23 protein-coding genes and 2 pseudogenes are annotated in these 24,030 nt (G+C 39.2%); 3 read left to right on the top strand and 22 right to left on the bottom strand.

The genetic code is table 11. The features are described 5' to 3' along the window. Positions 1-28: 28 nt before the first annotated feature. Entirely contained in the window at positions 29-1,360 is a 1,332-nt protein-coding gene (locus J7J00_RS16835; protein WP_214792448.1) for a (Fe-S)-binding protein, read from the bottom strand. Further along, entirely contained in the window at positions 1,357-2,763 is a 1,407-nt protein-coding gene (locus J7J00_RS16830; RefSeq protein WP_214792445.1) for an FAD-binding oxidoreductase, read from the bottom strand. The genes J7J00_RS16835 and J7J00_RS16830 overlap by 4 nt, the downstream gene beginning before the upstream one ends. Before the next feature lie 112 nt (positions 2,764-2,875). On the opposite strand from J7J00_RS16830, the gene J7J00_RS16825 reads away from it, so the two are divergent. Further along, entirely contained in the window at positions 2,876-3,409 is a 534-nt protein-coding gene (locus J7J00_RS16825) for a hypothetical protein (RefSeq protein WP_286201417.1), read from the top strand. Between the two features lie 168 nt (positions 3,410-3,577). Here the strand turns inward: J7J00_RS16825 and J7J00_RS16820 are convergent, their stop codons facing one another. From J7J00_RS16820 to J7J00_RS28165, 11 genes and pseudogenes are all read right to left on the bottom strand, one after another. After that, complete coding sequence (locus J7J00_RS16820; protein WP_214792508.1) at positions 3,578-4,384, bottom strand: ABC transporter permease; 807 nt, start codon at positions 4,382-4,384, stop codon at positions 3,578-3,580. Next, positions 4,384-5,328, bottom strand: a complete 945-nt coding sequence (locus J7J00_RS16815; protein WP_214792442.1) for an ABC transporter permease — start codon at positions 5,326-5,328, stop codon at positions 4,384-4,386. The genes J7J00_RS16820 and J7J00_RS16815 overlap by 1 nt, the downstream gene beginning before the upstream one ends. Further along, positions 5,292-6,425 carry an ABC transporter ATP-binding protein gene (locus J7J00_RS16810; RefSeq protein ID WP_214792506.1) on the bottom strand — a complete coding sequence of 378 codons (1,134 nt, stop codon included), beginning with the start codon at positions 6,423-6,425 and terminating at the stop codon, positions 5,292-5,294. Before J7J00_RS16810 ends, J7J00_RS16815 begins: the two co-directional genes overlap by 37 nt. A gap of 46 nt (positions 6,426-6,471) precedes the next feature. After that, the gene (locus J7J00_RS16805) at positions 6,472-7,572 is read right to left on the bottom strand and encodes an ABC transporter substrate-binding protein (RefSeq protein WP_214792439.1); all 1,101 of its coding nucleotides are present in this window, start codon (positions 7,570-7,572) and stop codon (positions 6,472-6,474) included. Between the two features lie 19 nt (positions 7,573-7,591). Then, positions 7,592-8,599, bottom strand: a complete 1,008-nt coding sequence (locus J7J00_RS16800) for a TAXI family TRAP transporter solute-binding subunit (RefSeq protein WP_214792436.1) — start codon at positions 8,597-8,599, stop codon at positions 7,592-7,594. A gap of 162 nt (positions 8,600-8,761) precedes the next feature. Beyond that, positions 8,762-10,138, bottom strand: a complete 1,377-nt coding sequence (locus tag J7J00_RS16795; RefSeq protein ID WP_286201416.1) for a sigma-54-dependent transcriptional regulator — start codon at positions 10,136-10,138, stop codon at positions 8,762-8,764. 24 nt (positions 10,139-10,162) lie between these two features. After that, a complete protein-coding gene (locus J7J00_RS16790; RefSeq protein WP_214792433.1) occupies positions 10,163-12,106 on the bottom strand; it encodes a transporter substrate-binding domain-containing protein in 1,944 nt (647 codons plus the stop codon). Between the two features lie 283 nt (positions 12,107-12,389). Next, a complete protein-coding gene (locus J7J00_RS16785) occupies positions 12,390-12,590 on the bottom strand; it encodes a hypothetical protein (protein WP_214792430.1) in 201 nt (66 codons plus the stop codon). Between the two features lie 409 nt (positions 12,591-12,999). Beyond that, entirely contained in the window at positions 13,000-13,593 is a 594-nt protein-coding gene (locus tag J7J00_RS16780) for a YdeI/OmpD-associated family protein (RefSeq protein WP_214792427.1), read from the bottom strand. Positions 13,594-13,675: 82 nt separating this feature from the next. Continuing rightward, positions 13,676-14,068 (bottom strand): SRPBCC family protein, encoded by a 393-nt coding sequence (locus J7J00_RS28170; RefSeq protein ID WP_286201420.1) that lies wholly within the window; start codon positions 14,066-14,068, stop codon positions 13,676-13,678. A 93-nt stretch (positions 14,069-14,161) separates the two neighbouring features. Beyond that, positions 14,162-14,401 (bottom strand): annotated as a pseudogene (locus J7J00_RS28165) (ArsR/SmtB family transcription factor); the annotation flags it as partial. Between the two features lie 243 nt (positions 14,402-14,644). On the opposite strand from J7J00_RS28165, the pseudogene J7J00_RS16770 reads away from it, so the two are divergent. Beyond that, positions 14,645-15,028: pseudogene (locus tag J7J00_RS16770) on the top strand (recombinase family protein); the annotation flags it as partial. 395 nt (positions 15,029-15,423) lie between these two features. On the opposite strand, the gene J7J00_RS16765 reads toward J7J00_RS16770, so the two are convergent. From J7J00_RS16765 to nirB, 7 genes are all read right to left on the bottom strand, one after another. Further along, a complete protein-coding gene (locus J7J00_RS16765; RefSeq protein WP_214792421.1) occupies positions 15,424-15,885 on the bottom strand; it encodes a hypothetical protein in 462 nt (153 codons plus the stop codon). 314 nt (positions 15,886-16,199) lie between these two features. After that, complete coding sequence (locus J7J00_RS16760) at positions 16,200-16,520, bottom strand: hypothetical protein (RefSeq protein WP_214792417.1); 321 nt, start codon at positions 16,518-16,520, stop codon at positions 16,200-16,202. A 354-nt stretch (positions 16,521-16,874) separates the two neighbouring features. Continuing rightward, positions 16,875-17,300, bottom strand: a complete 426-nt coding sequence (locus J7J00_RS16755) for an OsmC family protein (RefSeq protein ID WP_214792414.1) — start codon at positions 17,298-17,300, stop codon at positions 16,875-16,877. Between the two features lie 285 nt (positions 17,301-17,585). After that, the gene (locus tag J7J00_RS28160; RefSeq protein WP_286201415.1) at positions 17,586-17,717 is read right to left on the bottom strand and encodes a hypothetical protein; all 132 of its coding nucleotides are present in this window, start codon (positions 17,715-17,717) and stop codon (positions 17,586-17,588) included. A 243-nt stretch (positions 17,718-17,960) separates the two neighbouring features. Further along, the gene (locus tag J7J00_RS16750) at positions 17,961-19,580 is read right to left on the bottom strand and encodes a family 14 glycosylhydrolase (protein WP_286201414.1); all 1,620 of its coding nucleotides are present in this window, start codon (positions 19,578-19,580) and stop codon (positions 17,961-17,963) included. A gap of 204 nt (positions 19,581-19,784) precedes the next feature. After that, positions 19,785-20,102: a nitrite reductase small subunit NirD gene (gene nirD, locus J7J00_RS16745; protein WP_214792411.1), complete on the bottom strand. Its 318-nt coding sequence runs from the start codon at positions 20,100-20,102 to the stop codon at positions 19,785-19,787. Between the two features lie 17 nt (positions 20,103-20,119). Then, on the bottom strand, positions 20,120-22,534 hold the full coding sequence (gene nirB / locus J7J00_RS16740; RefSeq protein ID WP_214792408.1) for a nitrite reductase large subunit NirB: 2,415 nt from the start codon (positions 22,532-22,534) through the stop codon (positions 20,120-20,122). Between the two features lie 204 nt (positions 22,535-22,738). On the opposite strand from nirB, the gene J7J00_RS16735 reads away from it, so the two are divergent. Further along, positions 22,739-23,065 (top strand): MerR family transcriptional regulator, encoded by a 327-nt coding sequence (locus J7J00_RS16735; protein WP_063233904.1) that lies wholly within the window; start codon positions 22,739-22,741, stop codon positions 23,063-23,065. A 42-nt stretch (positions 23,066-23,107) separates the two neighbouring features. Here J7J00_RS16735 and J7J00_RS28155 read toward each other — a convergent pair whose 3' ends face one another. Together J7J00_RS28155 and cobA are read right to left on the bottom strand one after the other, a co-directional pair. After that, positions 23,108-23,233 carry a hypothetical protein gene (locus tag J7J00_RS28155; protein ID WP_286201413.1) on the bottom strand — a complete coding sequence of 42 codons (126 nt, stop codon included), beginning with the start codon at positions 23,231-23,233 and terminating at the stop codon, positions 23,108-23,110. 7 nt (positions 23,234-23,240) lie between these two features. After that, complete coding sequence (cobA, locus tag J7J00_RS16730) at positions 23,241-24,011, bottom strand: uroporphyrinogen-III C-methyltransferase (protein ID WP_214792405.1); 771 nt, start codon at positions 24,009-24,011, stop codon at positions 23,241-23,243. Between the last annotated feature and the right edge of the window lie 19 nt (positions 24,012-24,030).

The raw sequence follows: 24,030 nt of genomic DNA, 5'->3' as shown, positions 1-24,030 counted from the left end.
GTCTTATGAAGTTTTAATATCCTTTTTATCAATCCAAGCCACATGCCTTGGCAAGTATTTCAACAAGATGCATACTTTTGATTTGGTTTGCTGCCCCCTCCCTTTGAATGCCAATACTCATTTGCATTTGGCATCCAGGGTTAACGGTCACTACTGTAGTGGCTTTTGTGTCTTTTAGGTTCTTCATTTTTTCATCCAGTATCTTCATGGATTCATCAAAGTGAAGAAGATTGTAAATGCCTCCAGATGCACAGCAACGGTCAAACCCTTCCATTTCCACATAGGAAACACCTGGTATGGATTGCAATAATAAACGAGGCTCCTTTTGGACCTTTTGAACATTGCGTAAATGACAGGAATCTTGATAGGAAACGATGCCTTGCCATTCTTCAGTAAAGGGGAGTGGCCCTAATTGATGAAGAATTTGACTGATGTCTTTTGATTTTTCCGAGAAAGCCCTTGCCGCCCCAGCCCATTCGTGATCATCTGCCAATAAATGTCCATATTCAAGAAGCGAAGCGCCGCAGCCTCCTGCGTTATTTACAATTACATCAGCATCTGATTGCATGAAGGCTTGGATATTACTCTTTGCCAATGCTTTCGCTTGTTTTGTTTCACCTTGATGGGAATGCAGTGCACCGCAGCAATTCTGATTTTCAGGGAGAATGACCTCACAACCTGCTAAGGTGAGCAGTTCAATGGTAAGGCGATTTATTCGTGACATCATGGAATCCATGATACACCCAGCAAAAAATGCCACTTTTAATTTCGTTTCCCCTTTTGCCGGCATTATCGTACCTGTCCGGATTCGTTTGGAGGATGTCTCGATGGCTGGAAGTGCTTGTTCTAAATGTGCAAGGGCTGGGGAAACCTTTTGCAGTACATTCGATGAACGGATAAGCTTGGATAATCCTGTTTTTTGATAGAACTGTACTGCACTACCAATCCTGTTCATCCGTTTTGGATATGGAAAAAGATGAACCAATGCCAGTTTTTTGATCTTGTTCATTTTGTTTTTTTGGTTAGCTGACGGGGAGTTTTCAATGGCTTCTTTTGCCGCTTCCAGTATATGTCCGTATGGCACACCGACAGGACATGCGGTTTCACAAGCACGGCAGCCTAAACATAGGTCGATTGGTTCAGCTAAATCTTTTTGGAAATCTATTTTCCCTTCGGCTGCCATTTTCACTAGATTGATTCGACCGCGTGGAGAGGCGGATTCCACTCCCATTGATTCATATGTAGGACAAGCTGGTAAACAGTAACCGCATTTTACGCATTGGTTTGTCCAATCATAGGCATCAGAATATAAATTATGGGCCACTGCATTTGTCTCGTTCGGATTGACGGGTAGATTCATGTAACCAACACGACCCTTGTCTGGCCCTTATCAGGAAAAATCTTTCCTGGATTCAGGATATTATTGGGATCCCATGCTTCTTTAATTTTTTTCATCATATTCACCCCTGTTATTCCTAATTCCATTTCCATATAAGGTGACTTTAAAGTACCGATACCATGTTCCCCGGAAAGTGTTCCGCCTAGTTCGATTGCGGCTTCAAAAATTTCACTGACTGCAAGTTCCACTTTTTTCATTTCCGTAATATTTCGTTTATCGGTAATGATGTTCGGATGTAAATTGCCATCCCCTGCATGGCCGAATACAACCAAGTTCAACCCATATTTCTCCCGGATATTGTTTAATCTCTCCATCATCGCCGGTATTTGACTGCGTGGAACGGTCGCGTCTTCAGAAATTTTTGTAGGACCCATTTGTGTAATGGCCGGGGAAACAGATTTACGCGCACTCCAAATAGTTTGGCGTTCTTCCTCTGTCTCCGCTATCTTGACGTAGGAAGCACCCTCCGCCTTGCATATATCGGCGCATTTATTGATTTCTTCCTCAATCGCCAATGGGTGACCATCTATTTCTATGATTAGAATGGCTTCTGCCTGAAGAGGCAATCCTGAAGGCCGATAGCTTTCGACAGCACGGATACACGCGTTATCCATCAGTTCCAGGGCAGATGGTAGAATCCCTGACGATAAAATGCTGGTAATGGCATGGCCAGAGTCTATCAAATGATTGAAGTGGGCAACAAATGTTTGTTTAGATTGAGGTTTTGGTATTAAGCGGATGATTGCCTCAGTAACGATGCCCAGGGTACCTTCCGATCCTACGATCAATCGGGTCAAATCATACCCTGTTACATTTTTTACGGTCTTTCCGCCAGTACGAATGATCTCTCCCGTCGGGGTGACCACCTCCAGGCCTATCACATATTCTTTTGTCGTTCCGTATTTCAATCCCTTTGGGCCGCTGGAGTTTTCTAATAGATTCCCGCCTATAGTGGCAACATTGGAACTGCTTGGATCCGGCGGATAGAATAAGCCGGCTTCTTCAGCCTTTTTATGGATATTTGCCGTAATCACACCTGGAGAGACAATGGCAAGCATATTTTCCCGATCAATGATTAATTTATCCCGTAAAAGGGTCATATCAAGAACCATCCCCCCTTTAACAGGTAATGGGCCTCCACTTAGCGAAGTTCCAGATCCTCTAGGGTAAACAGGTATTTTGTGAGTATTGGCCAATTTAATCACTTCACTGATTTCCTCCGCATTTTTTGGCTGTATAACGATTTCAGGTAAATATTCCCCAAAAGAAGCGTCATAGCTATAACAATACCTTTCTGCCAAATCAAGGAACATTCTGTCATCTGGAATTACCTGCCTAAGGTCGTCCAGGGCTTCTTTCTCCATGCTTCTCACTTCCTTTCTTATTAGTAAATTGGAGAAGAACTATTTGTATGTAATATAATGGCATTTTATGATTATGCTAGATATAATAATGAAAGAAAAAGGAGGTTTTTTTTTGAAAATCGCACTGATTCACGCAACCACAACTGCACTACAACCAATTGAAGTGGCCTTTCAGACTGTTGCTCCAAACATTGAACTCCTTCATTTCATGGACACGGGTCTTCTCGCCTTGATGGAAAAGAGCGGCAAGTTGACTCCGGAAATCATCCGCCGCTTTTCTGCATTAGTGAATATAGCCTATGAATCTGATGTTTCATGCATCCAACTTACTTGCTCTGCTTTTAATGACATCACTTCAATCTTACAACCTCTATACCCTGTAAAGTTATTTCGTTCAGATGAGGCCATGCTTGATGAAGCGCTTCGTTATGCTAGCATCGGCCTGGTTTCAACCGTAAAAGAAACGCCGATCGCCCTTCAAAATTACTTATTAAATAAGAACCCTGACTGTATGATCGAATCATTGGTGGATCCCGGGATCATCCATTTATTATCAAAAGGAAAAAGAAAGGAACATGACGATCGGGTTAAAAAGAGTGGAACAATTGGATGGAAAGACAGAAGTGATTTTGCTTTCACAATATAGTATGGAACATATCGCAAAGCAGGTTAATCCCTCTGTCCCTGTCCTAACGGCTCCACTATTGGCTGCTAAAAGGTGTTTGGCTCATTTGAATGGAACGATTGGATGAGTTTTCTTCGTAATATCAGAACTTAGCCTGCATGATCGTTTGTCACATCATTCATCTCGTTTTTAACCGTTAGTATGATGGGAACCACCAAAAACTTTCCCGACACCTTGAATTTTTTCAAGTATGACGATTAGAAGGACTGATATGAAAATAACCACGCTTGACACGGATGCAACGATTGGATTGTAGGCATCCTGCATTTGCGAGAATATTTCAATCGGCAGCGTTCTCATTTCCGGTGATACCATAAAGAGAGAGACCGTTACATTATCAAATGATGTCAAAAATGCGAATAATCCCCCTGAGATGGCCGCGGATCCAATTAGCGGCAGTGTCACTTTCATGAATACTGTTAGTGGATTCGCTCCAAGTATCGCCGCGGCCCGTTCGAGATTATAATCAAATCCACTTAAACCGGTTAATACGAGCCGCATAACATATGGTATACAAATGACGATATGGGCAATTAAAAATCCTGTTGACGTACCGGCAAGCAGCATTGGTGTAAAGTACATTAAAAGTGCAATCCCCAAGACTAATTGCGGCACACTTAATGGAGAAGTTAATAGGGCCGTAATATACGATTTTCCAGGTATATCATACTTTGCGATGCCAAGGGCACCCAAAGTTCCGAATATGACGGAGAAAAGGGCAGCTAATGCTGCGAACTTCGCACTGTTCAAAAAGGCTTCCAAAAATTCAGGACGCTCCAAGATCTTGGCATACCATTGCAGTGAGAAGCCTTCAGCCGGAAAACTTGGATAATTGGCACTTGTAAAAGAAGCGGGAATAACGACAATGAGCGGTATCAAGATATAGATAATTGCCAACATGGCTACGGCAATCCGAAGGCCGCCAAACGTTTTCATCATCGGAATACCTCCTTGAATTTCCCTTTTTCAAACACCCTGGTAAAGACGGCCACTGATATGACAGTGGTTGCTAATAGAATATAAGAAAGAGCAGATCCGAATGTCCAATGCAGCAAGTTATTTATTTGATCATAGATGACAACAGGCATCACGGGCACATTGGCTCCCCCCATTAGTGCAGGCGTAACATAAGCACTCATTGATAAACTGAATACGAGAATGCAGCCAGATACGATACCAGGGATACTTAACGGCAATGTAATCGAAAAGAACCTTCTGAATGGGGTTGCCCCAAGTATTGCTCCAGCCTTATCCAGAGAAGGATCAATATTATATAAACTGGCAACGATGGATAAAATCATGAAAGGAAGATATGCATTGGATAGCCCAATCACAACTCCGATTTCCGAAAACAATAGTTTCAATGGTGCATCTATTATGCCAAGGGCCATCAAGGTTTGATTAATCGTTCCGTTAGGCAATAGCAAGAGGTACCAGCCAAAATTACGGACAACTATACTTACCAAGAGCGGTGACACGATCAAGAGAGTGATATACCCTCTGATCCGAGCTGAACTTTTGGTCATCGTCAAAGCTACCGGATATCCAAGAAATAAAGCAACCAAGACCGAATATAAACTGATTTTCACTGTCAGCCATAAAGAAGATAAGTAATAGCTATCGGTAAATAATTGTGTATAGTTTTTTAGGCTGTAAACTGCATCCGCTCCTCCAAGATTATCTGTTGATATGAAGCTTAAATATAAAATGTATAACATCGGTATGACAAAGAAACCAAATATGAAAAGCAGAATCGGCGTTAAAAGGAGTAATCCCGGCACCCAGACTTTCCTTTTCTTGATTTTAGGTTCCTTTTGCGGTTCAATAGGATTCGTCTCCTGTTCTATTTCTTGACTAGCATAACTTCTGATGGGCTCCATCCAATCAACACCTCACTTCCATTTTGCCATGATGAATCGAAAGCGGAAGTCAATACTTGAATACTTTTCCCTTGTAATAGAACATTGATTTCCCAAGAGGTACCAAGATAGTTAATTTGGCTTATCTTAGCATGTTGGAAATCCAATGGAGAGGTAGATTTTTCATCGAGAGAAACAATTTGCAGTTTTTCTGGTCTAATATAAAGCTTTACCTCATCACCGGTTTTCAAATCACTCTCATTTCCCATGATGTTGTTTGCATCGACATGAGTGATATCAGGCCCTATCTTGACTGAAACTTTCCGCTTATCCACAGCAGACACATTCCCTTCAAAACAATTCGATTTCCCGATGAATTGAAACACGAATTCAGTCTTGGGATGATTGTAAATCTCAGTCGGAGTACTGATTTGTTCAATTTTCCCTGCATTCATGACCACGACTCGATCAGACATGGAAAGAGCTTCTTCTTGATCATGGGTCACAAAAATGGTCGTTACGCCAATTTCCTTTTGTAAGCGCTTTATCTCAGCCCTGAGTTCATGGCGCAACTTTGCATCAAGGTTTGAAAGCGGTTCGTCAAGCAAAAGAAGCTCCGGTTCAACTACAAGTGCTCTGGAAATCGCAACACGCTGACGCTGACCTCCTGATAATTCCCTTGGATAACGATTCTCCAATCCTGACATTTTCACTAATTCAAGCGCTTTACTTATCTTCTTTTTTTGCTCAGCTTTACTAACTTTGCGCAGTTTCAAGCCAAAACTGAGATTTTCATAGACTGTCATATGAGGAAAAAGCGAATAAGTTTGAAAAACCATTCCTAAATCTCGCTTATAAGGCGGAACCTTCGTAACATTGTTGCCTTTAATATGGACCTCACCCCGATCTGCATCGAGGAACCCTGCAATTAGGTTCAAGGTTGTGGACTTTCCGCACCCTGAAGGCCCAAGAAGAGTAAGTAACTCTCCTTGTTTCACCTCCAGATCAATGCCATTCAGGACAACATTCGCTCCAAATTGTTTAAACGCGCCTTTTATCTCTACATCATTTTTGTTTGATCCAAACCCCTGAACTGCCTCCAGGGGTTGCCTATTCATTTCCACATCTTTTTTTAATACTTCCATGTGATCAACACGCTCCTTTTTATTTGAGTTTTTTCCCTAATTCAGGAGTAACCTCTTTCGCCCATCTGTCTGACACCTCGGCGCGGATTTCGGCAAACTTGGCGAAATCAGGTTTGAAAGTTTTATCACTTGCTTTAAGGCCGATTGACTCTTCATATTTCTCTGGAATTTTCATTCCTTCTACCGTCGGATAAAATCCTTTTTCGGAAATTAACGCTTGCGCTTCTTCACTGATTACATAGTTGATGAATTCAAGGGCTTCTTTGCTATTAGGCGTATTTTTCACGAGACCAGCACTAAAAGCTTGAAGCGGTACACCTTCTTTAGGTACGGCCATCTTAATGGGAATACCTGAAACGGCTAGTTCGCCTATGGAATAACTTCCCATAACCGTTACGTCAGCAGCTCCTTGTTGGACAGCTGGCATCATTTGCGTTGAGTTTTTATAAAAGGTATTGGAATAAGCTGCAAGATCTTTTGCTTTTTCAAGACCTGGTTCCATGTCTTCCGTACTGCCGCCGTTTGAAATCGCTAGACCATTAAGGGTATTGAAACCCCAGTCATTCGTAATATCTGAAAATGCCGTTTTGCCCTCGTAATCCGGTGAGACAAGATCATTCCATGATTCAATTGATTTTAACCCTTTCTTTTTAAAGGTTTCCGTATTATAAGCTGGTGCAATGACTAAACCGAATGCTGGCGCGGCAGCATTTTCAACCGGAATGAAACGTGAATCCACCGATTTCATATTGGGAACATTGGACTCATCAATTGGTACGATCAGTTCCTTCTCCTTAGCGCGAATTACATCAACCGGTACAAAAAGAGCAACATCTATTTGCGGAGCGTTCTTCTGTAATTCTACTTTGGATAGGATTTCACCTGATAAACCGGAAATATAATTAACAGTGATTCCCGTTTCTTCTTTGAACTTTGGTGCGATCACATCTCTGATGGCACTTTCAATGACACCGCCATTACCAGCGATCGTTATTTTTTTCTCTCCTTTTTCACTTGCACCCGTTTGGACGGATTCCCCCGGTTTTTGAGGAGTAGGATTACCACATCCCGCAAGAGCGATCAATACTATTATTGATAAAAGACTTAGCAGTTTTTTCATAGTCATTACCTCCCGTTTTTCATTGATCTCCAATAATTCCTTGTTCGTTAAAATAATTCATGGCCCCTTGATGAAAATCAAGTGGAACTTGTTTAGTTGCTTCATTTATTGAAATATCAGAAGCAGCTGGATGTGTATGCTGTAGTTCAGGCAGATGTTCATATAATGTTTTCACAAGACTGTATGCATGAGGGTCAGACATTTCCTTGTAGGTTACCAGGACATTTTTAATTGAAATCGTTTGGACATTTTTTTTCATTCCCCCGTATGTATCTCTGGGAATTTCATCATGAGTATAAACTCCATATTGTTTTTGAAGACCTTCAATGATGTCTCCCGGGATTGGAATAAAAGATAGTTCCGTCTGCCTGGATATGAAAGCGATTTCATTATTCGGAATTCCTGAAGAAAAGAAAGCTGCATCAATGGTACCATTTCGTAATGCTTCTGCAGATTGAGAAAAAGAAAGATAGGATAAATTCAATTGATCTGTCGGTAAATCAGATTCTAACAGGATCCGCTCTGCAATAAGCCTTGTACCGCTGCCTGCCGTTCCCACACTAATGCGTTTACCAACTAAATCTTCTAGGGAATCAATATCATTTTGTTTAGTAGTAACAATTTGTACATAATTGGAATATAGGGCCGTTAAAGCTCTTAACTTGGATTTATCCGTTTCAGGCAAATCCAGTACATCCACTGTGGTAAAACCAATTTCTGCACGATGGCGGCTTACCAATTCAGTATTTTCGATGGAAGCATGGGTTACCTGGGTACCTGACACAGTTCCATTATATTTTTCATACATATTTGATAATCTTTGTCCTAATGAAAAATAAACTCCTGTCATATCTCCAGTTCCAATGATTAGCATTCTATTATTTAAGTCCTGTCCTTCAGAAGTTAGTTGACTCTGAATCAAGGTAGAAGCAGGTTTAGATATTTCCTGCTGCTCATTCATAAAAGAACATCCTGTCATGAAACAAAATAACAAAGCGACTTTTATAAAGAGTGCTCCATTCTTCATAGTGGCCCTCCTTTCTAATTGTATTTAGATGCAAGTTCCATGCCAAGTCGATTTTCTGCTTTAAAACGCAAATCCTGCCGATTTATTGCATGATATACAAGTATAAATCGGCAATTTTTGCCGGTTATCCAGAAAAAAATGCCGATTAACACGATGAACCTTTTATTCTCCTTTTGAAATGAGCTTGATTTTATCACGCAGGCTTCTTTCAGAAATTTTTAGGATTTGAGCTGTTTTTTGCCGATGGTTTTTACAGTATTGAAGAGTGGCCGTTATGACTTTTTCCTCTATCTCTTTCATGGATATGCCAATTGGGATTTTGAAACTATTAAAATCGTCGTCATTGCCAACCGGCTGGAGAATGAACTTCTGTTCTTGAACATATTGCGGCAAGTCGGTATCCTCCATTTTTTTCGAGTTTGATAGGGCGACAGCATATTCTATAATGTTCCCAAGCTCACGGACATTCCCAGGGTAATGATAATCCAGTAAAATCCGACGTGCAGCTGCCGAGAACGTCTTATCTTCTCGGTTCATATCCTTAGCGTGCTTTTTCATGAAATAATCCATAAGGATCGGTAAATCTTCTTTTCTATCTCTGAGAGGCGGCATCGAGAAGGGAATGACATTTAGCCTGAAATATAAATCCTCCCTAAATTCCCCTTCCATCACCATTTGTTCCAGGTTTTTATTTGCTGCACTTATAATACGGACATCCAATGAGATTTTTGTATTGGACCCCAGAGGCGTCACTTCCCTTTCCTGCAATACTCGTAATAATTTGGCTTGAAGAGGAAGGGGCATTTCACTAATCTCATCGAGAAAAAGGATGCCTCCATTAGCAGCAACGAATTTCCCTTCCTTCCTCTGTGTTGCACCGGAAAATGCTCCCTTCTCATAACCGAACAACTCAGATTCCAGTAGCATCTCAGGAATTGCTGCACAATTGACAATCTGCATTGGATTGTTTTTCCTTCTTCCTAGCGTATGGATGTTTCGGGCTACAAGCTCCTTTCCAGTACCACTTTCTCCCGTGATAAGAACACTGGAATCAATATCTTTCACTCTTTCGATCATTGAGAAAATACGCTGCATCGCCTTGCTGTTACCAAGGAAGTTGCCAAATCCCTTTGTAATCTCCAATTCTTCATGTAATGTCTCCAATTGATTGGACATCTGTTTGAATTCGGCTGCCCTCATCAAGAGCAAAGAAAGTTCTTCAATATTAATTGGCTTTTCAATATAGTAGTAGGCCCCCTTTTTTATGGCCTCGATGGAAGTTTCAATGGATGAATAGGCAGTCATCATGATGACTGTTACGTTAGGTGCTATTTGTTTGATTTTCTGTAGGACATCAAGTCCACTTTTGTTTCCTATTCTCAAATCAAGTAACACAATATCAAAAGGCTGATTGTCGATCTTCCGAATCCCCTCATCCGGGTCAGTAGTTGTCACGACCTGATAAGAATCTTCCAATGCAAAGCTAAGAGCGGTACAAATAGCAGGTTCATCATCAATCACCAATACACGCATTTTCATATTACTCCTCCTCTTTCCAGGCTTCTATTCGATATATAAAGGTAGTAAAATGGTGAATTTCGTACCTGAATTAGGATAACTTTTCACATGGATATCTCCGTTATTTTCTTTAATTAACCTATATGATAACGTTAGTCCCAAACCGACGCCCTTTTCTTTATTTGTGAAAAAAGGCTCGAAAATATGGTTCAGTACCTCCTGTTTCATCCCTTTTCCCGTATCGGATATAGTAATCCGGCCTGTCTTTTTGTTCTCTTTATCAATGGTGATTTCAATGGTCTTTTCCTTTGTTTCTTCAACGGCATGAATCGAATTCAACACCAAGTTAAGAAGTACTTGTTGAATTTGTTGTAAGTCTATATAAAAAATAAGGTCCTCCTCAATCGTCTGCTCGAAATTTATTTGTTTTTTTCCCATTGTCACTTTATGAAAAGCAAGTAATGATATAAGTTCATGAGCGCGGCAATTTGTAATATTTGGCGGACGCGGACGTGCATATTCAATTAAATCGGTAACAATCGCATTCAAACGGTTAACTTCAGTAGGCAAGTGCTCCATTAGAACTTGTCGGAATTGAGGATTATCATATTTACTCGGAAGTAAATCAATGAATGTTTTAATCGATGTCAAAGGATTCCTTATTTCATGTGCGACACCTGCAACTAGTTGACCAAGAGCGTGGAGCTTTTCTTGTGTGACCAATTTTTTCTCCAATGTTTTCTTTTCCGTCTCATCATTCATGGAAAGTAAGTATCCGGTTTGTATATCTTCAGAATTGAACATCTTATGCATAGAATATGAAATCACCTTCTGTTCATTTTCCTCTTCAAATACCAAGATTCGAAAAGAACCCGTACGATTATTCTCATTTTGTTCTTGATGCAAAGCTCCGAAATTCCTCATTAATTGTGAATGATTCATAAAATTCAGAATCATTTCCTTGGAAATGTTAAGAATGTCTGATGCCTTTGCATTGCAGCTGGTAATCATGAAATCGAGATCGAATGTAATGATGCCTTGATTGATATTGTTTAAGATTTGATCTTTGAACGCTTCAGCATTAGCAATGTTTTGCCGTTGTTTCTTTAAATCCTTATTTAATAAATGTAATTTTAACGTCTGGTTATGAACGGATTTTTTTAGCTTTTGATTCCATATGTAGATGATTAGAAGGATAAGGGCCACGGCTGTTAGAATTATGATCAACCAGAATATGAATTGCTCCAGCCTGGCAATTTTTTGATTGGATTGTGGCATGACCCATTTATCGATTATCCCATTGATATTTCGGTTGGCTTTAAGTTCTGTGAGTGTATTATCCATCATGAACAGAAGCGATTGATTCCCTTTTTTCACTGCAATCGTATAATCCGCTGGTTCAATGACTTCATTGAGAATGATGTAATTCTTTTCTTGGCGGAACTTTTTCAAATAGAAATCTGCAGTCCATTTGTTTCCGATGAATACATCTGCACGGTTGTTCAATAATGTTAAAATACCCGAGTATTGATTTGAAACGGTCGTTAAATTTGTATTCCTCATATTGAGAAATGTACTGATTACTGGAGTGTTTTGGTCAAGGACAACATGCGAATTACGTAGATCCGTTAACGTATGTATATCCTGTTTCCTTTTACTAGGAATGATAATTGATTGGGACATTGTAAAATAGGATTGAGTGAAATCAAGTTGGTTATCTTTTTCGGTATTATAGGTACTTCCAACAATTGCATCAATTGTTCCATTACTTAAAGCTTTTTCGGCTTCTTCCATTCTCATCGGAATATATTTGAAATCCACGCCATTAAATTTTGCTATTTCCTCCATTAAATCAATATTGATGCCTGTCAGCTCACCAGCTTCATTTTCAAATGAAAATGGAGGAAGAGCACTTTCCCCAGCAATTATAAAGGTTTTTTGTTCAGCAAAAACAGCGGGAGACCAAAGCGTTTGAACAAAGACTATCAAGCAAAATATACTTATTATAAACAGCTGCTTTTTAATTAAGAGCCCTCCTCCTATGTCAAAATCCTGCAGTCAGTATTCCTCGGCTAAAAACATCATGATAATATACTTCTCCAATTAGGACTTGAACCCTTTAAATTCTTAGTATAATCTGACACAATCTAACAATAACCTACAAAAAGGTATGTAATTCTATAAACGAAATAAATATAAACCCCGCAACCTTTGCCGGGTTTTAGGTTAGGAATAGACTTCTGATTCTTAAGAAATTAGAAAAAGATTCAGTTTACCTAAAAAGGAGCCAGTTGATTTCCGATATCCGCTCCCTTTCGGCCGACTGTCTGCCAAGCCTCATCATAGCAAGCGCCTGTGTGGTATCGGCTAGCCAGTTATTCGGCAGGAGGGTCGCAAATTTCTTCAATTTAATAAGGGTTTCTTCCATATAAAAAATAACATGAAGGATAACGAAGTTTTCTTTTATAAACATGGTTCGGGATTAAACCATCGGGAACCTCCAGACATTGCTAAATGTAAAGAAACGCCATTTTCTTAAATCGAAATTCCAGAATTAAGAGCCCAATTTACTGAGAAATTAGGCTTTTTTGTTACTCCATAAAAGCGCCCTATAATGGATTGACACATTATTTTTATTAGGTGGTTTTGTTGGAGTTCATTATAAACACCTTTTAGTTCAAAAAAGCGTACCTTTCAGTAAAAGCCAAAGGGTACACTTTTTTGTGTAGTTTTCTTTTCTTAGCTGGAATGCGTAAGCCTGTTGTACGGTAGTTTGCATATACTCTACGTATCACTATTGTTTTTTTCAGTAGAATATTTGGATGAACGCAGGTAGAGGAAATATGTTAAAACTTGATTAATTTATTTTCTCATCGAATATACTAATCATTTAATCCCTTTCCATCGAGGATTTTCTTCATACATTTTTCAACCCTTGACTCTCGAGTTTTGGATTGTTTGGGTTGTGAAAAATGAAGAATATACGCTCTTTGCCGTCCCGGGGTCAATGCCTCAAAAGCTGTTTTCAAGGATGGAATTTCATTGAATTTTTTTTGAAGTTCTTCAGGAATTATGAATTCTGTATTTTTTTTATAATTCACTTCCAAACCGGCTTTTTCAACTTCAATGGCTTCATGGATATAAGCTTTCAGAATGGTTTCCGTTGCAACTATTTCTTGAACATTGGTGAAGCGAATCTGGCGCGCCCCCTGTACATTCTCCGTTTGTTGGATTAAAATCCCATGGGCATCCTTTAACAAGGCACCTTTGTGAAACAGTAGCGCACAATATTCTTTAAATCCATGTATTAAAACTATGTTTTTATTCTCAAACGTGTAACAAGGATGCATCCACTTAAATTCTTCGGTCAGCTCACAGTCAAGAACGATATTTCTCAACGTCTCATATTCTTCTTTCCACTTTTTAGCTTTACTTATAAATTCATCAACTTTAGGATTCATTCTATTATTTGTCATCACGGAACACTCCTCTTTCCGAGCAGTTTGCTTTTTCCTATATGTTAGCTAAATACTAAAAAACAAGTTCGGAAGTTTGATCTTACATTTCCTCTAACACGTTTTTTAGATCTTCGCCCATTCTCGCCCAACCAAATTTCGCACCATTGAACGCTTGATCTTCTTTTTCGAATCCTGTTTGTTCAAGATGTAAGTAGGTTGTTCCATCCTCGTGCTTTAATGTCCATGTGACTGTAGTGTTTATCCCGCCACCTACCCAAGTGTAAGATAACTTATAAGGCTCCTCCATTTCAAGAACTTCGGAATCAATAATTAAATTCCACTGTTCATTCCGAAACTGAAATTTATGCCCGATGACAGGTTTAAAATCATTAGCCATTACCCATTTTGCAAGAGTATTTGCATCTGTTAAGGCGAGCCATACCTTCTCGATCGGGCTCTTAAAATTAAAATCTTGTGATACTGTTAAAGTCATTTTTTGTTCCTCCTGTAATATTTGGTTTAAAAGTAACATTCTTTCACTCCAGAATCTCTTGTAAAACGATACCCAATCCTCAATTTCTTTCAACGGGGCAGCATTCAGCCGATAACGCGTTTCCCTGCCGACCTTTCTGCTGATTACGAGACCAGCCTCCTTAAGGATTGCCAAATGCTTTGAAACCGCAGTACGACCCATTTCAAAATGAACGGTCATCCCATTGAGTGGCAATTCTTCCACGTCCGCCAACAAACGTAGCAATTTACGTCTTGTTGGGTCAGCGATGGCTATATAAATATCACGCTCTTGATTTTTCTCGTTCAAAATCACCCCCCCTTTAATAGGACACTAATTAGTGTCTTTTATTATATGACACTAATTGGTGTCATGTCAATTTTATTATTGACATCACAGTATTTGTTTTATTCTCCCATCATCAAGCTTAGAGATTCCTTCTTTATTATTTGTTCAATAGATTAGGCTTCAAACTTATTAGATCCTTTTACAATTAAGCTTCCCCATTAGTTAAAGAACCTTTCTTCATAAACTAACGTTTTTACATAAACAGCCAATATTGTTAGTTGCCATTTTGAAATTGGATATGCTCGTGTTTCGGCAAAAGATCAAAATCCAGAACGGCAGCTTAAAAAATTTCGTGATCTTGGAATTAAAGAAAGAAATATCTAAATTGATAAGCAAAGTGGAAAAGATTTTAGGGTATAGATTATGATGGAATCATTCGAGTATGGAAGTACATTACTTGAGATTTGAACGCAGATATTGTGATACTTGAAAATGAGGCACTTTTTGATAGTAGGAAATCCAGAGGTATGGGGTGATACTGAAAAGTTATTGGAGGACCAATTTTTAACTCTGCTTTCATATGTGGCTGAGCAAGAACATAAAAAAATAAGCAAACGACAGGCTGCAGGAATTGAAGTGGCAAAGAATAACGGCGTGATATGTATGAATGAATAATGACTTCATTAAGTATATGAAAATAGATTTTACAAACCCTCAAAAAAGTTCCAGCTTGTTTCCAGAAATCCGCTTCCTTTCCGCAGACTGTCTGCCAAGCCTCCTCGCCGTAAGCTTCTCTGGGGTCTTGGATAGCCAGTTCTTCGGCCGAAGTGTCGCAAATTTCTTCAACCCCAATAAGGATTACAGGAAAAAACATTAAGGACTTCCTGGGCTTGTTTCAAAATCATGCTTCGGGATGGGACCATTTAATCTAATTACTTAACAAAGTTGATTGGAACGGGTGTATGAGACTCCCGCGGGAAAAGGCGTCCAAAGGAGACCCCACAGGTGCAAATCGCTCCAATCATTTTACAAACCCTTAATATTGTAAATTATTTTTCTATTTCAATGCTTTTTAACATTTGCCGTAATGCTCCAAGATGATAAGCCGAGTGGGCAATGGTCGCATTTACATTTGTCAGCCATTTTCCTAAATCGATTGTGTCGATTTCTTCGAAAAGAGTTACATATTCTTTATGTAATCCCTCCCTGATTTCCGCCCATTTCACCTCATCAACATGATGAATGGTCCAGCTTGCGTCCCAATCTTTCTCGAAGTCTGCACCACTGATCATTGTTCGGATCACCCACAAATAATACCGTATGTGGTCAGAATGAGCAGCAATGGTTGATCCATTTATGGAACGTGAAGCATCTTCTGCGGTTAAACCATCAAGTGTACCAAAAACCCCGGTATTCGGTTTCGATTCAGTATAATAGCTCCCTTCATTTCCCGGTCCTTCAAACGTTTCTTTCAAAAGCGTTTTTATTGAACTAGCCAAAAACTTGCTCATCTTAATTCCCCCCAAGTGTTTTAATTGTCTTCATTACTTTATAATACACTAAGACAAATCAATAATCGTTTATATTTTGTTAAATTAATCCAAAAAAATATTACAAGTTTATAGAATTACTCGCTCAACTGGCAAAAGGTATGAATTTCATTTTACTTTCGGGTACAGATCAAAATCTTATATGGTATTGACACTGTTCTTAACGTGATGAAAAAAATAAAAAGACCGTTCCTTTAATAAACAGGAACGGTCTTAATTTATTTATCTGAAAATATGATTCAATCTAAAAAGTATACAATGCAAAGCCTAAAGCTTTAGTAGCTTTTCAAACGCTCCTCCAGGGACACAATTCTAAACTTTAACTCTTGATTCGAGTCCAAGCCCCCTATTACAATTTGATTATCTTCAGTAATGGTGACATATCTGAAGGTTTCTTCTCCGTTGATCTTTATTTTTGTATCCAATGTCGTTTCCATTTTTGCAAAAACTTGATCTGTGTATGTAAGCGGAAGAAGATCATCCAATCCTTCTTCTGGGCTGCCGAGCCATTTAAACATGAAATCTTTCAATGAATATTGTTCAATCATCGATAAATGATCTTTAAAATTTAATTTGTCAATTGTTATCTCTTTCAACTTAACCACTCCTCAAATGTATCTAAAGTTTATATGGATAAACGCCTAACATCAAGGGCATTCCAATGACAAACGATTACAGTTTGATTACTTGCTGACTAAATAAACCCTTTCCTACCGGAAAATGGAGTTCTGTTACCTGAAAAACAAATTATAGGATGATTTTTTCTTAAGAATACGGCTTGGATTAACATCAAGAGGGATTTTTTTCTTAGGTTTAGAAATGATTATCCATAAAACAAGGATGTTCATTTCAGTCCAAAACAGCCTCCATTTGCTTAGAAAATGAAGGCTGTTTTTCTTATATGGATGTAATACAACTTTCTGTTAAATGATAGTCCCTTAACTAAAACATTATAAGTCTTGTTTTCCTTTAACACCATTTATCGAATAGCTGATTTTAATGTTGGCATTTAATGAGTGATATACTGAACAGTACGTATTTTTGGATAATTGAATCGCACGGACCACTTTATCTTCAGGAAGATCACCCTCCAATAAATAGTGGATTTGAAAATCGGTAAACCGCTTAGGGTGATTCTCTGATCGTGCCCCTTCTATTTCTATTTGAAAGGCTTTTGTTTCAAATCGCATCTTTTCTAAAATCATTACAATATCAATGCCTGTGCACCCGGCAAGAGAATGCAAAAGTAACTCAGTAGGTCTTGCTCCGCTATTTTTTCCTCCTACATCTTCGGCAGCATCCATCTTTATTTCATGTCCCGACGGAGTTGTGCCAGAAAGGGCCATTTCCCCAGTCCATGTAATCACTGTCTTCATTTATTTCCATTCCTCCTTACTTGTCGTTTAGTTCAAAAATTAGTCCACATGTTTATTTAATGTAAGTCCAGATCATTTAAGTCTTAAAATAATATTGCCCCCAATATTGCGGCCATCGCAAATTTACAGAATACTTGACTTCAGGAGTTATACTATGACCCTAACTTGTGATGACTTTCCATTCCTAATATTCTTCCCACAAGTCCTACTTAGTTAGTCATGCTGTAAAATTTGAACTTTAACTCTTCAGGGTTTTAAAACCTCAAAAAAATATTCCGGATGATTTCAGAAATCCGCTCCCTTTCCGCCGACTGTCTGCCAAGCCTCATCAAAGCAAAGCGTCTGTGGGGTCTCAGCTAGCCAGTTATTCGGCAGGAGTGTCGCAAATTTCTTAAATCTATTCAGGGATTCATGCATATAAAGAAGTAAAAAAACAGAAGGATATTAAGTTTTCCTTTAGAATCATGGTTGTGAGAGCATTCCGAACCTCCTTTTGTCGACAAAAGGGTTTCCATCTAAATTTTAATACAAAGTTGATTAGAACGAATGTTCGATACTCGCGCGGGAAAAGCGCGTCCAATTGAGAACCCACAGGCGCAAAAACCGAGGGCGGAAAGCGAGGTTTTGAACGTCGCTTTCCTAATTGCCATATATATCCATCTACCATGAAGTTTTATAGTTTCCTTTTCCATTCAAAGGAGTTTTATAACTATTATTTTCCCCATCTTGCCAAATAATATTGCCATTTTCATCTTTCAGGACAAACTTGAATTCATAAAATCGATTTGCGGCTAAACGGAATGTTCCACTCCAGCTGCCATCTGTGCTTTGAGTGAGTTTATATTCGTAATCTACAGGATTCCACCTGCCAATTTCTCCTCTATCCCCAATTAAGTAAACTCCATGTGTGGGAGGTACATTTTCAACTGTGAATGTAACTGGAATCGACATGCCTTCCAATTTATCAGCCATCATCCTGAACTCATTTGTTGGATTTCCTTCATCGTCGAATAAATAGGACATCCTTAGCAAGGTAAATCCCTCAAAACCATGGTTAAAAACCATTTCTGCTATATTGTCATAGCCCCCTTCATTATTGATCAGCGGGAGTGCGTTTTCCCCGTTTAAAGAAATTCCTTTTTCATTAGTTAAAGAGGCAATATGGGTCACCAATGTTTTTGGAGCGCTATAGGATGGAGCAGTATGTGCTTCTTGATCTCCCATTTCCAAACAGGTGAACGTGAGGGCCATATTCGATTTCTTAAATTGATCCAATAATTTGGAGTAGTTATAGTAGCCGGCACTATACTCTGCTGAATGCGGCAGTACTGGATCATTCATTTTCCAATGGACTCCTGAGATTTTAGCTCCAATTGGCACGCCAAAGACTTTATCAAAATGTTTATGGGCGAATTTAGAGATTTTTGCTAGATGCTTTTCGAGTGCTCCTTGATACCACTGCATAAAGTCATATCCAAATTGTGTATCGATTGCTCCGCCCCTGGTGAAAAATTCATCCCCGTTTCCTGGCGGCTGTATCTCATTCCAGTTTTTATACGTTTTGCCCCAAGCAGCATTTAATTTTTTTATCGTTGAATATTTTTCTCTCATGGTAAGCCTGAAATCCCGTTTCGCTCCTTCTGTATAAACTTGAAGCTGTCCCCTTTCAGGATAATTCCAGCCATCAGCATTCTGGTATGAGGGATATCTAAGTTCCCCAGCTGGTCCTGCACTTAAATATATTTTAGCTATTAGACCTTTCTGATCAGCAAAGTTCTCTGCAAATGATTTGTACAATTCGTTGTATTGATCAGCTGTACCTTCCCACCAAGGAGCAAGTACCTCCTTATTCCAGAAACCACTTTCACTCTTGAAAGCCATGTTTTCGGCAGTGTCTTTATTCCAGAGCCAACTCGGGATGGGATAGTTACAATCATCCCCCACATTACCGCCGCATTGATGTGTAGACAAAATGGGCACCCATTTTAAACCGGAAGCTTTCACTGTTTCCCCATATTTTTTATAATAAGTCCAATCAAACTGATTATCTTTTTTACTCTCGACTAATCCCCACCAGATATCTGTCGTTATTGCATAAACTCCATTTTCCTTCAACTGGGTCAGCTCTGCTTCAAATGCCTCCCAATCTGTTATTTCACCCAATGGGGCCATTACATAAAGCTTGTAATCTGGTTTTACTTCTGCTGATCCAGGTGAAGTACTTGATAAAGGAACAAAATACAGCATAAAGGTAAAAACACCAACAGATAATTTGTTCATAAGAACGCCAACCTTTCCCCAATAACTTTATTCATTTGTTTATCATTGAAGTCTCTTTTCGTTTTATTAAGGCACTCCTTTACTGGAAATTATATTTGTTTTGGAAATATTTATCAATTATTTCGTCATGGTAATTTAGTTTATTAAAAGAAAAAATGGATAGTCCCATAAGAGACTATCCAGAGCAGCGGGTTTTCTACATTTTTATAAAACAATATAAACTTTACCATCTTCTATTTCAACATTGAATGTCTTTACGCAACCATTATCAGGTTTTTGGACTTCTCCATTCTTGACACTGATTTTCCAGTCATGCATCGGGCAAAAGACGTGATCACCACTCACAATGCCTTCCACCAGAACTCCACCTTTATGTGGGCAACGATTTTCAATAGCTCGGAATTCACCATTTGCTAAATGAAAAAGAGCAATTTCATGAGAGCCTATGGTTACTGTTTTCCCTAGGTTTTTTGGCATCTCATTTACTGTTGAAACCTTTATTTTTTGAAGAGTCTTCCCCATGTAGGCTTCCCCCATATTCATTTATTTGATATAGCTGGAATTTTCACTTTTTGAAATAAACCGGTTTGGATCGCATTGCTCTCAATGATTTCTTTCCACGGTTCTTGCAATACCGAAATGGCCTCATCTAAACGTTGATTAAGCTCAACCCTTTTTTGCTTATCACCAATAATGGTCTTAATGGTATCGAACCCTACACGCTCAACCCAGACAGACGTTCTTTCTAAATAATTGGCAGTCTCCCGATAATGTTGGAGGTATGCACCTGCGATTTCAATTACCTCATCACCTGTTTTCACTTTGCACAATAATTCAGCAGCTCTTAAATGGGTTCCGCCGTTGCCGCCAATATAAATTTCCCATGCACCGTCCACACCGACAACACCAAGATCTTTGATACCGGATTCAGCACAATTACGAGGACAAGCCGACACGGCCATCTTAACCTTATGCGGTGTGCCTACACGTTCAAATTTCTTCTCCAGGGCAATGCCAAGCCCAATTGAATCTTGGGTGCCAAAGCGGCAAAAGTTTTCCCCTACGCATGTTTTCACAGTTCGAAGGGTTTTTCCATAAGCATATCCGGAAGGCATATCCAAGTCGGCCCATACACTTGGAAGGTCTTCTTTTTCAACGCCGAACATATCTATTCTTTGCCCGCCTGTAACCTTAAGTAACTTAACATTATACTTATCGGCAACATTTGCTATTTTCCGTAATTGATCGGGATTAGTGACGCCCCCATACATTCTTGGCACAACGGAAAATGTACCATCCTTTTGAATATTTGCATGTAGTCTTTCATTGACATAGCGGGATTCTTTTTCGTCCTCATATTCAACAGGATGAATCATGCCTAAGTAATAGTTCAGTGCCGGTTTACACTTCGAGCATCCATCACTTGTATTCCAGCCGAGAACATTCATTACTTCTCGAGTATGGGTCAGGTTTTTTTCGCGTATTTCAGCAACAACCTCATCTCTGGATAAAGTAGTGCATGTGCATATGGATTCCTTCTGATTTGACTTACTGAAATCAGCGCCCAATGTCAGCTCGAGAATATCACCGACTAACGGCTTACACCCCCCGCATGATCTCGAAGCACTTGTGCAGCCTTTTACTTCCTCAATACTTGTTAACCCTTGAGATTCGATAGCCGTCACAATATCGCCCTTCGTTACACCATTACAACCACAGACGATTTCTTCATGTGACATCGAAGTGACAAGACTGACACTAGGTTCACTTGTTCCAACTTTTAGATATTCGGAAACGTCGGCATTTTTATTGATCATGCTCAATAGGTTATTGCTTTCCTTTGTATCCCCGAATAATACCGCACCAGAAATTTTCCCATTTCGAATCATTACTTTTTTGTAAGTACCATTCCATTCATTAAATTCTTTGATTGATTTAGCTTGTTCATCCTCGAAAATTTCCCCAGCCGAAAATACATCAACACCAGATACTTTTAACTTAGTAGACAGCACTGAACCCTCGTAAGATTTGCCTTCCAGCCCGCAAATCTTTTTGGCTAATACTTTGCCTTGTTCATAAAGGGGAGCGACCAAACCATACACCATCTCACGGTGTTCCGCACATTCACCGACCGAATAAATATTTGGGATTCCTGTCTTCATATAATCGTCCACGATAATTCCACGATTGACAGGGATGCCGCAATCATTGGCCAATTGAACATTGGGCTTAATCCCAACTGCCATGACCACTAAATCGGCGCTGATTTCCTCTCCATCACTAAAGCGTAATCCTTTAACATCAAACTCACCTAAAACCTCCTGCGTTTGTTTCCCGAGATAAAAATTCATTCCCTGGCTTTCTAGTTCCCTTTGCAGCATTTTTCCTGCTGTTGGATCTAACTGCCTATCCATCAAATATTCCGAAAGGTGAATAACATCTACCTGCATACCTAGATTTAAAAGACCCCTGGCCGCTTCAAGACCCAGTAATCCTCCGCCAATGACTGCTGCCTTTTTATAACTTTTTGAATATTCAATCATTTTTTCGCAATCTTCAATATTTCGAAAGGCTGTCACTCCTTTTTTATCAGCACCCTTTATCGGTAGAATGAAAGGGATTGACCCGGTTGCTAAAATTAATTGATCATATTCAACTGCTCGATTTGTGTCTGAGTATATGATTTGCTTTGCGGTGTCGATGTTCGTGACCGTTTCACCTGAAAAAAGTGTAATATTATTCTCTTTGTACCAGTTCCAATCATTTATTGTAATATCATCTATCGTCGTAGCCCCTTGCAATACATTCGATAGTTGGATTCGATCATAATTCGGATGTGGCTCACTTCCGAAGACAGTCACCTCAAACCTTTCCGGTTGAATTTTCAAAATTTCTTCTACACATCTTACACCTGCCATACCATTCCCAATGAGTGCCAATTTCTGCTTAGTCATGTTTTGTCCTCCAATAAGATTTTTTTGAAAGGATTATGTGTTTGATTATAGGTGAGGTCACTATTTATAACAACAAGTATGTTATATAATCTTACATGATTTTTGAAAATCAATAATTAATGTTAGTTTTTATTACAAATATTCAGAAAATTAGGATATAATATCCTTATTGATCTAGCATAAATCCAAAATGAGGTGATTTTCATCGTCCAGCAAAAAGAATCTTATATTGACAGAAAAGTAATTTCCATCGGAGTGGTCAGAGAATTAACCGGACTATCAGATAGACAAATTCGGTATTATGAAGAAAGAAAACTCGTTTTCCCCGAAAGGTCTAAAGGTGGTAACCGTAAATACTCTTTTTCCGACGTCAAGGCACTAGTGGAAATCGCCGATAAAATAGAGGATGGAGTGCAAACTAATGAAATTAGACAGGAAAAATTAAAAGAGAACAGAAAAATTGAACAGGAAAAAATGCGAAAAAAAATGCTGCAGGGCCAATTAAATGCTCACTTTGGCCTGCGTAATTGATTTCCGCTAAGAATCCGGAACTATTAATTCAATGTCCATATTTCAGTCTTCGATAATATTTTCACCTTGCACTTTTAAAATAACTGTTAACATTTTTAAACTGGACATGATGACTTTCATGTCCAGTTTTCCATTTTCATTACAATAAAAGTTTTCTAACTTAGTCATTCCTCTTCTAAGCGAACTCCTTATCTTTTGTCTTCTCTGAAAACCATGATAATTTCTCAGATAAATTCACCACTTCTCCTATTATAATCATGGCGGGATTGGCAACCTGCTCTCTTGTAACAATCGCCACTATTGAATCGATTGTTCCTGTAAAAGTTCGTTGAAAACCTGTCGTTCCTTGTTCAATGACAGCAACAGCAGTTTCAGCCTTCTTTCCGCAGGAACGTAGTTGTTTACAGATATATGGCAGGTTTTTAATACCCATATAAATAGCAATGGTATCAACACCATGTGCCAAATGATGCCAGTTGATGTTATCAGGCTTGCCGGTCACGCCGTGTCCTGTGACAATTGCGAAGGAACTCCCCCATTCCCTGTGAGTCACGGGAATTCCAGCATAAGCTGGAGCAGCGATTCCGGACGTGATTCCAGGAACAATATCAAACTGAATTCCGTGCTTAACTAGCACTTCTGCTTCCTCGCCCCCTCGTCCAAAGATGAAAGGATCTCCCCCTTTTAGACGAACGATCGTTTTTCCTTCTATTGATTTACTAATTAACAATTTATGAATGTCCTCTTGAGAGACACAATGTTTACCAGGCGCTTTACCGCAATAAATGTATTCAGCTTCAGGTTTACCATATAAAAGCAATTCACGATTAACCAATCGATCATACAAGATGACATCCGCTTCCGCGAGGCATTTGGTTGCCTTGACAGTAATTAAGTCCGGATCACCTGGTCCAGCACCAACAATATAGACCTTACCTTTTTTCATCCTTTTTCCCCTTTTGTTG

The organism is Bacillus sp. ISL-4 (assembly GCF_018613275.1).
Lineage (GTDB): Bacteria > Bacillota > Bacilli > Bacillales > DSM-1321 > Peribacillus > Peribacillus simplex_E.
Note: the sequence above shows the minus strand (reverse complement) of the source record. Positions and strands in the feature narration are given on the sequence as shown.

Bases quoted from the DNA above. Each gene is read 5' to 3' on its own strand.
- J7J00_RS16835 (WP_214792448.1), bottom strand. From the start codon at position 1,360: ATGAATCTACCCGTCAATCCGAACGAGACAAATGCAGTGGCCCATAAT.
- J7J00_RS16830 (WP_214792445.1), bottom strand. From the start codon at position 2,763: ATGGAGAAAGAAGCCCTGGACGACCTTAGGCAGGTAATTCCAGATGAC.
- J7J00_RS16820 (WP_214792508.1), bottom strand. From the start codon at position 4,384: ATGAAAACGTTTGGCGGCCTTCGGATTGCCGTAGCCATGTTGGCAATT.
- J7J00_RS16815 (WP_214792442.1), bottom strand. From the start codon at position 5,328: ATGGAGCCCATCAGAAGTTATGCTAGTCAAGAAATAGAACAGGAGACG.
- J7J00_RS16810 (WP_214792506.1), bottom strand. From the start codon at position 6,425: ATGAATAGGCAACCCCTGGAGGCAGTTCAGGGGTTTGGATCAAACAAA.
- J7J00_RS16805 (WP_214792439.1), bottom strand. From the start codon at position 7,572: ATGAAAAAACTGCTAAGTCTTTTATCAATAATAGTATTGATCGCTCTT.
- J7J00_RS16800 (WP_214792436.1), bottom strand. From the start codon at position 8,599: ATGAAGAATGGAGCACTCTTTATAAAAGTCGCTTTGTTATTTTGTTTC.
- J7J00_RS16795 (WP_286201416.1), bottom strand. From the start codon at position 10,138: ATGAAAATGCGTGTATTGGTGATTGATGATGAACCTGCTATTTGTACC.
- J7J00_RS16785 (WP_214792430.1), bottom strand. From the start codon at position 12,590: ATGTTTATAAAAGAAAACTTCGTTATCCTTCATGTTATTTTTTATATG.
- J7J00_RS16780 (WP_214792427.1), bottom strand. From the start codon at position 13,593: ATGACAAATAATAGAATGAATCCTAAAGTTGATGAATTTATAAGTAAA.
- J7J00_RS28170 (WP_286201420.1), bottom strand. From the start codon at position 14,068: ATGACTTTAACAGTATCACAAGATTTTAATTTTAAGAGCCCGATCGAG.
- J7J00_RS16765 (WP_214792421.1), bottom strand. From the start codon at position 15,885: ATGAGCAAGTTTTTGGCTAGTTCAATAAAAACGCTTTTGAAAGAAACG.
- J7J00_RS16755 (WP_214792414.1), bottom strand. From the start codon at position 17,300: ATGAAGACAGTGATTACATGGACTGGGGAAATGGCCCTTTCTGGCACA.
- J7J00_RS28160 (WP_286201415.1), bottom strand. From the start codon at position 17,717: ATGCATGAATCCCTGAATAGATTTAAGAAATTTGCGACACTCCTGCCG.
- J7J00_RS16750 (WP_286201414.1), bottom strand. From the start codon at position 19,580: ATGAACAAATTATCTGTTGGTGTTTTTACCTTTATGCTGTATTTTGTT.
- nirD (WP_214792411.1), bottom strand. From the start codon at position 20,102: ATGGGGAAGACTCTTCAAAAAATAAAGGTTTCAACAGTAAATGAGATG.
- nirB (WP_214792408.1), bottom strand. From the start codon at position 22,534: ATGACTAAGCAGAAATTGGCACTCATTGGGAATGGTATGGCAGGTGTA.
- J7J00_RS28155 (WP_286201413.1), bottom strand. From the start codon at position 23,233: ATGACTAAGTTAGAAAACTTTTATTGTAATGAAAATGGAAAACTGGAC.
- cobA (WP_214792405.1), bottom strand. From the start codon at position 24,011: ATGAAAAAAGGTAAGGTCTATATTGTTGGTGCTGGACCAGGTGATCCG.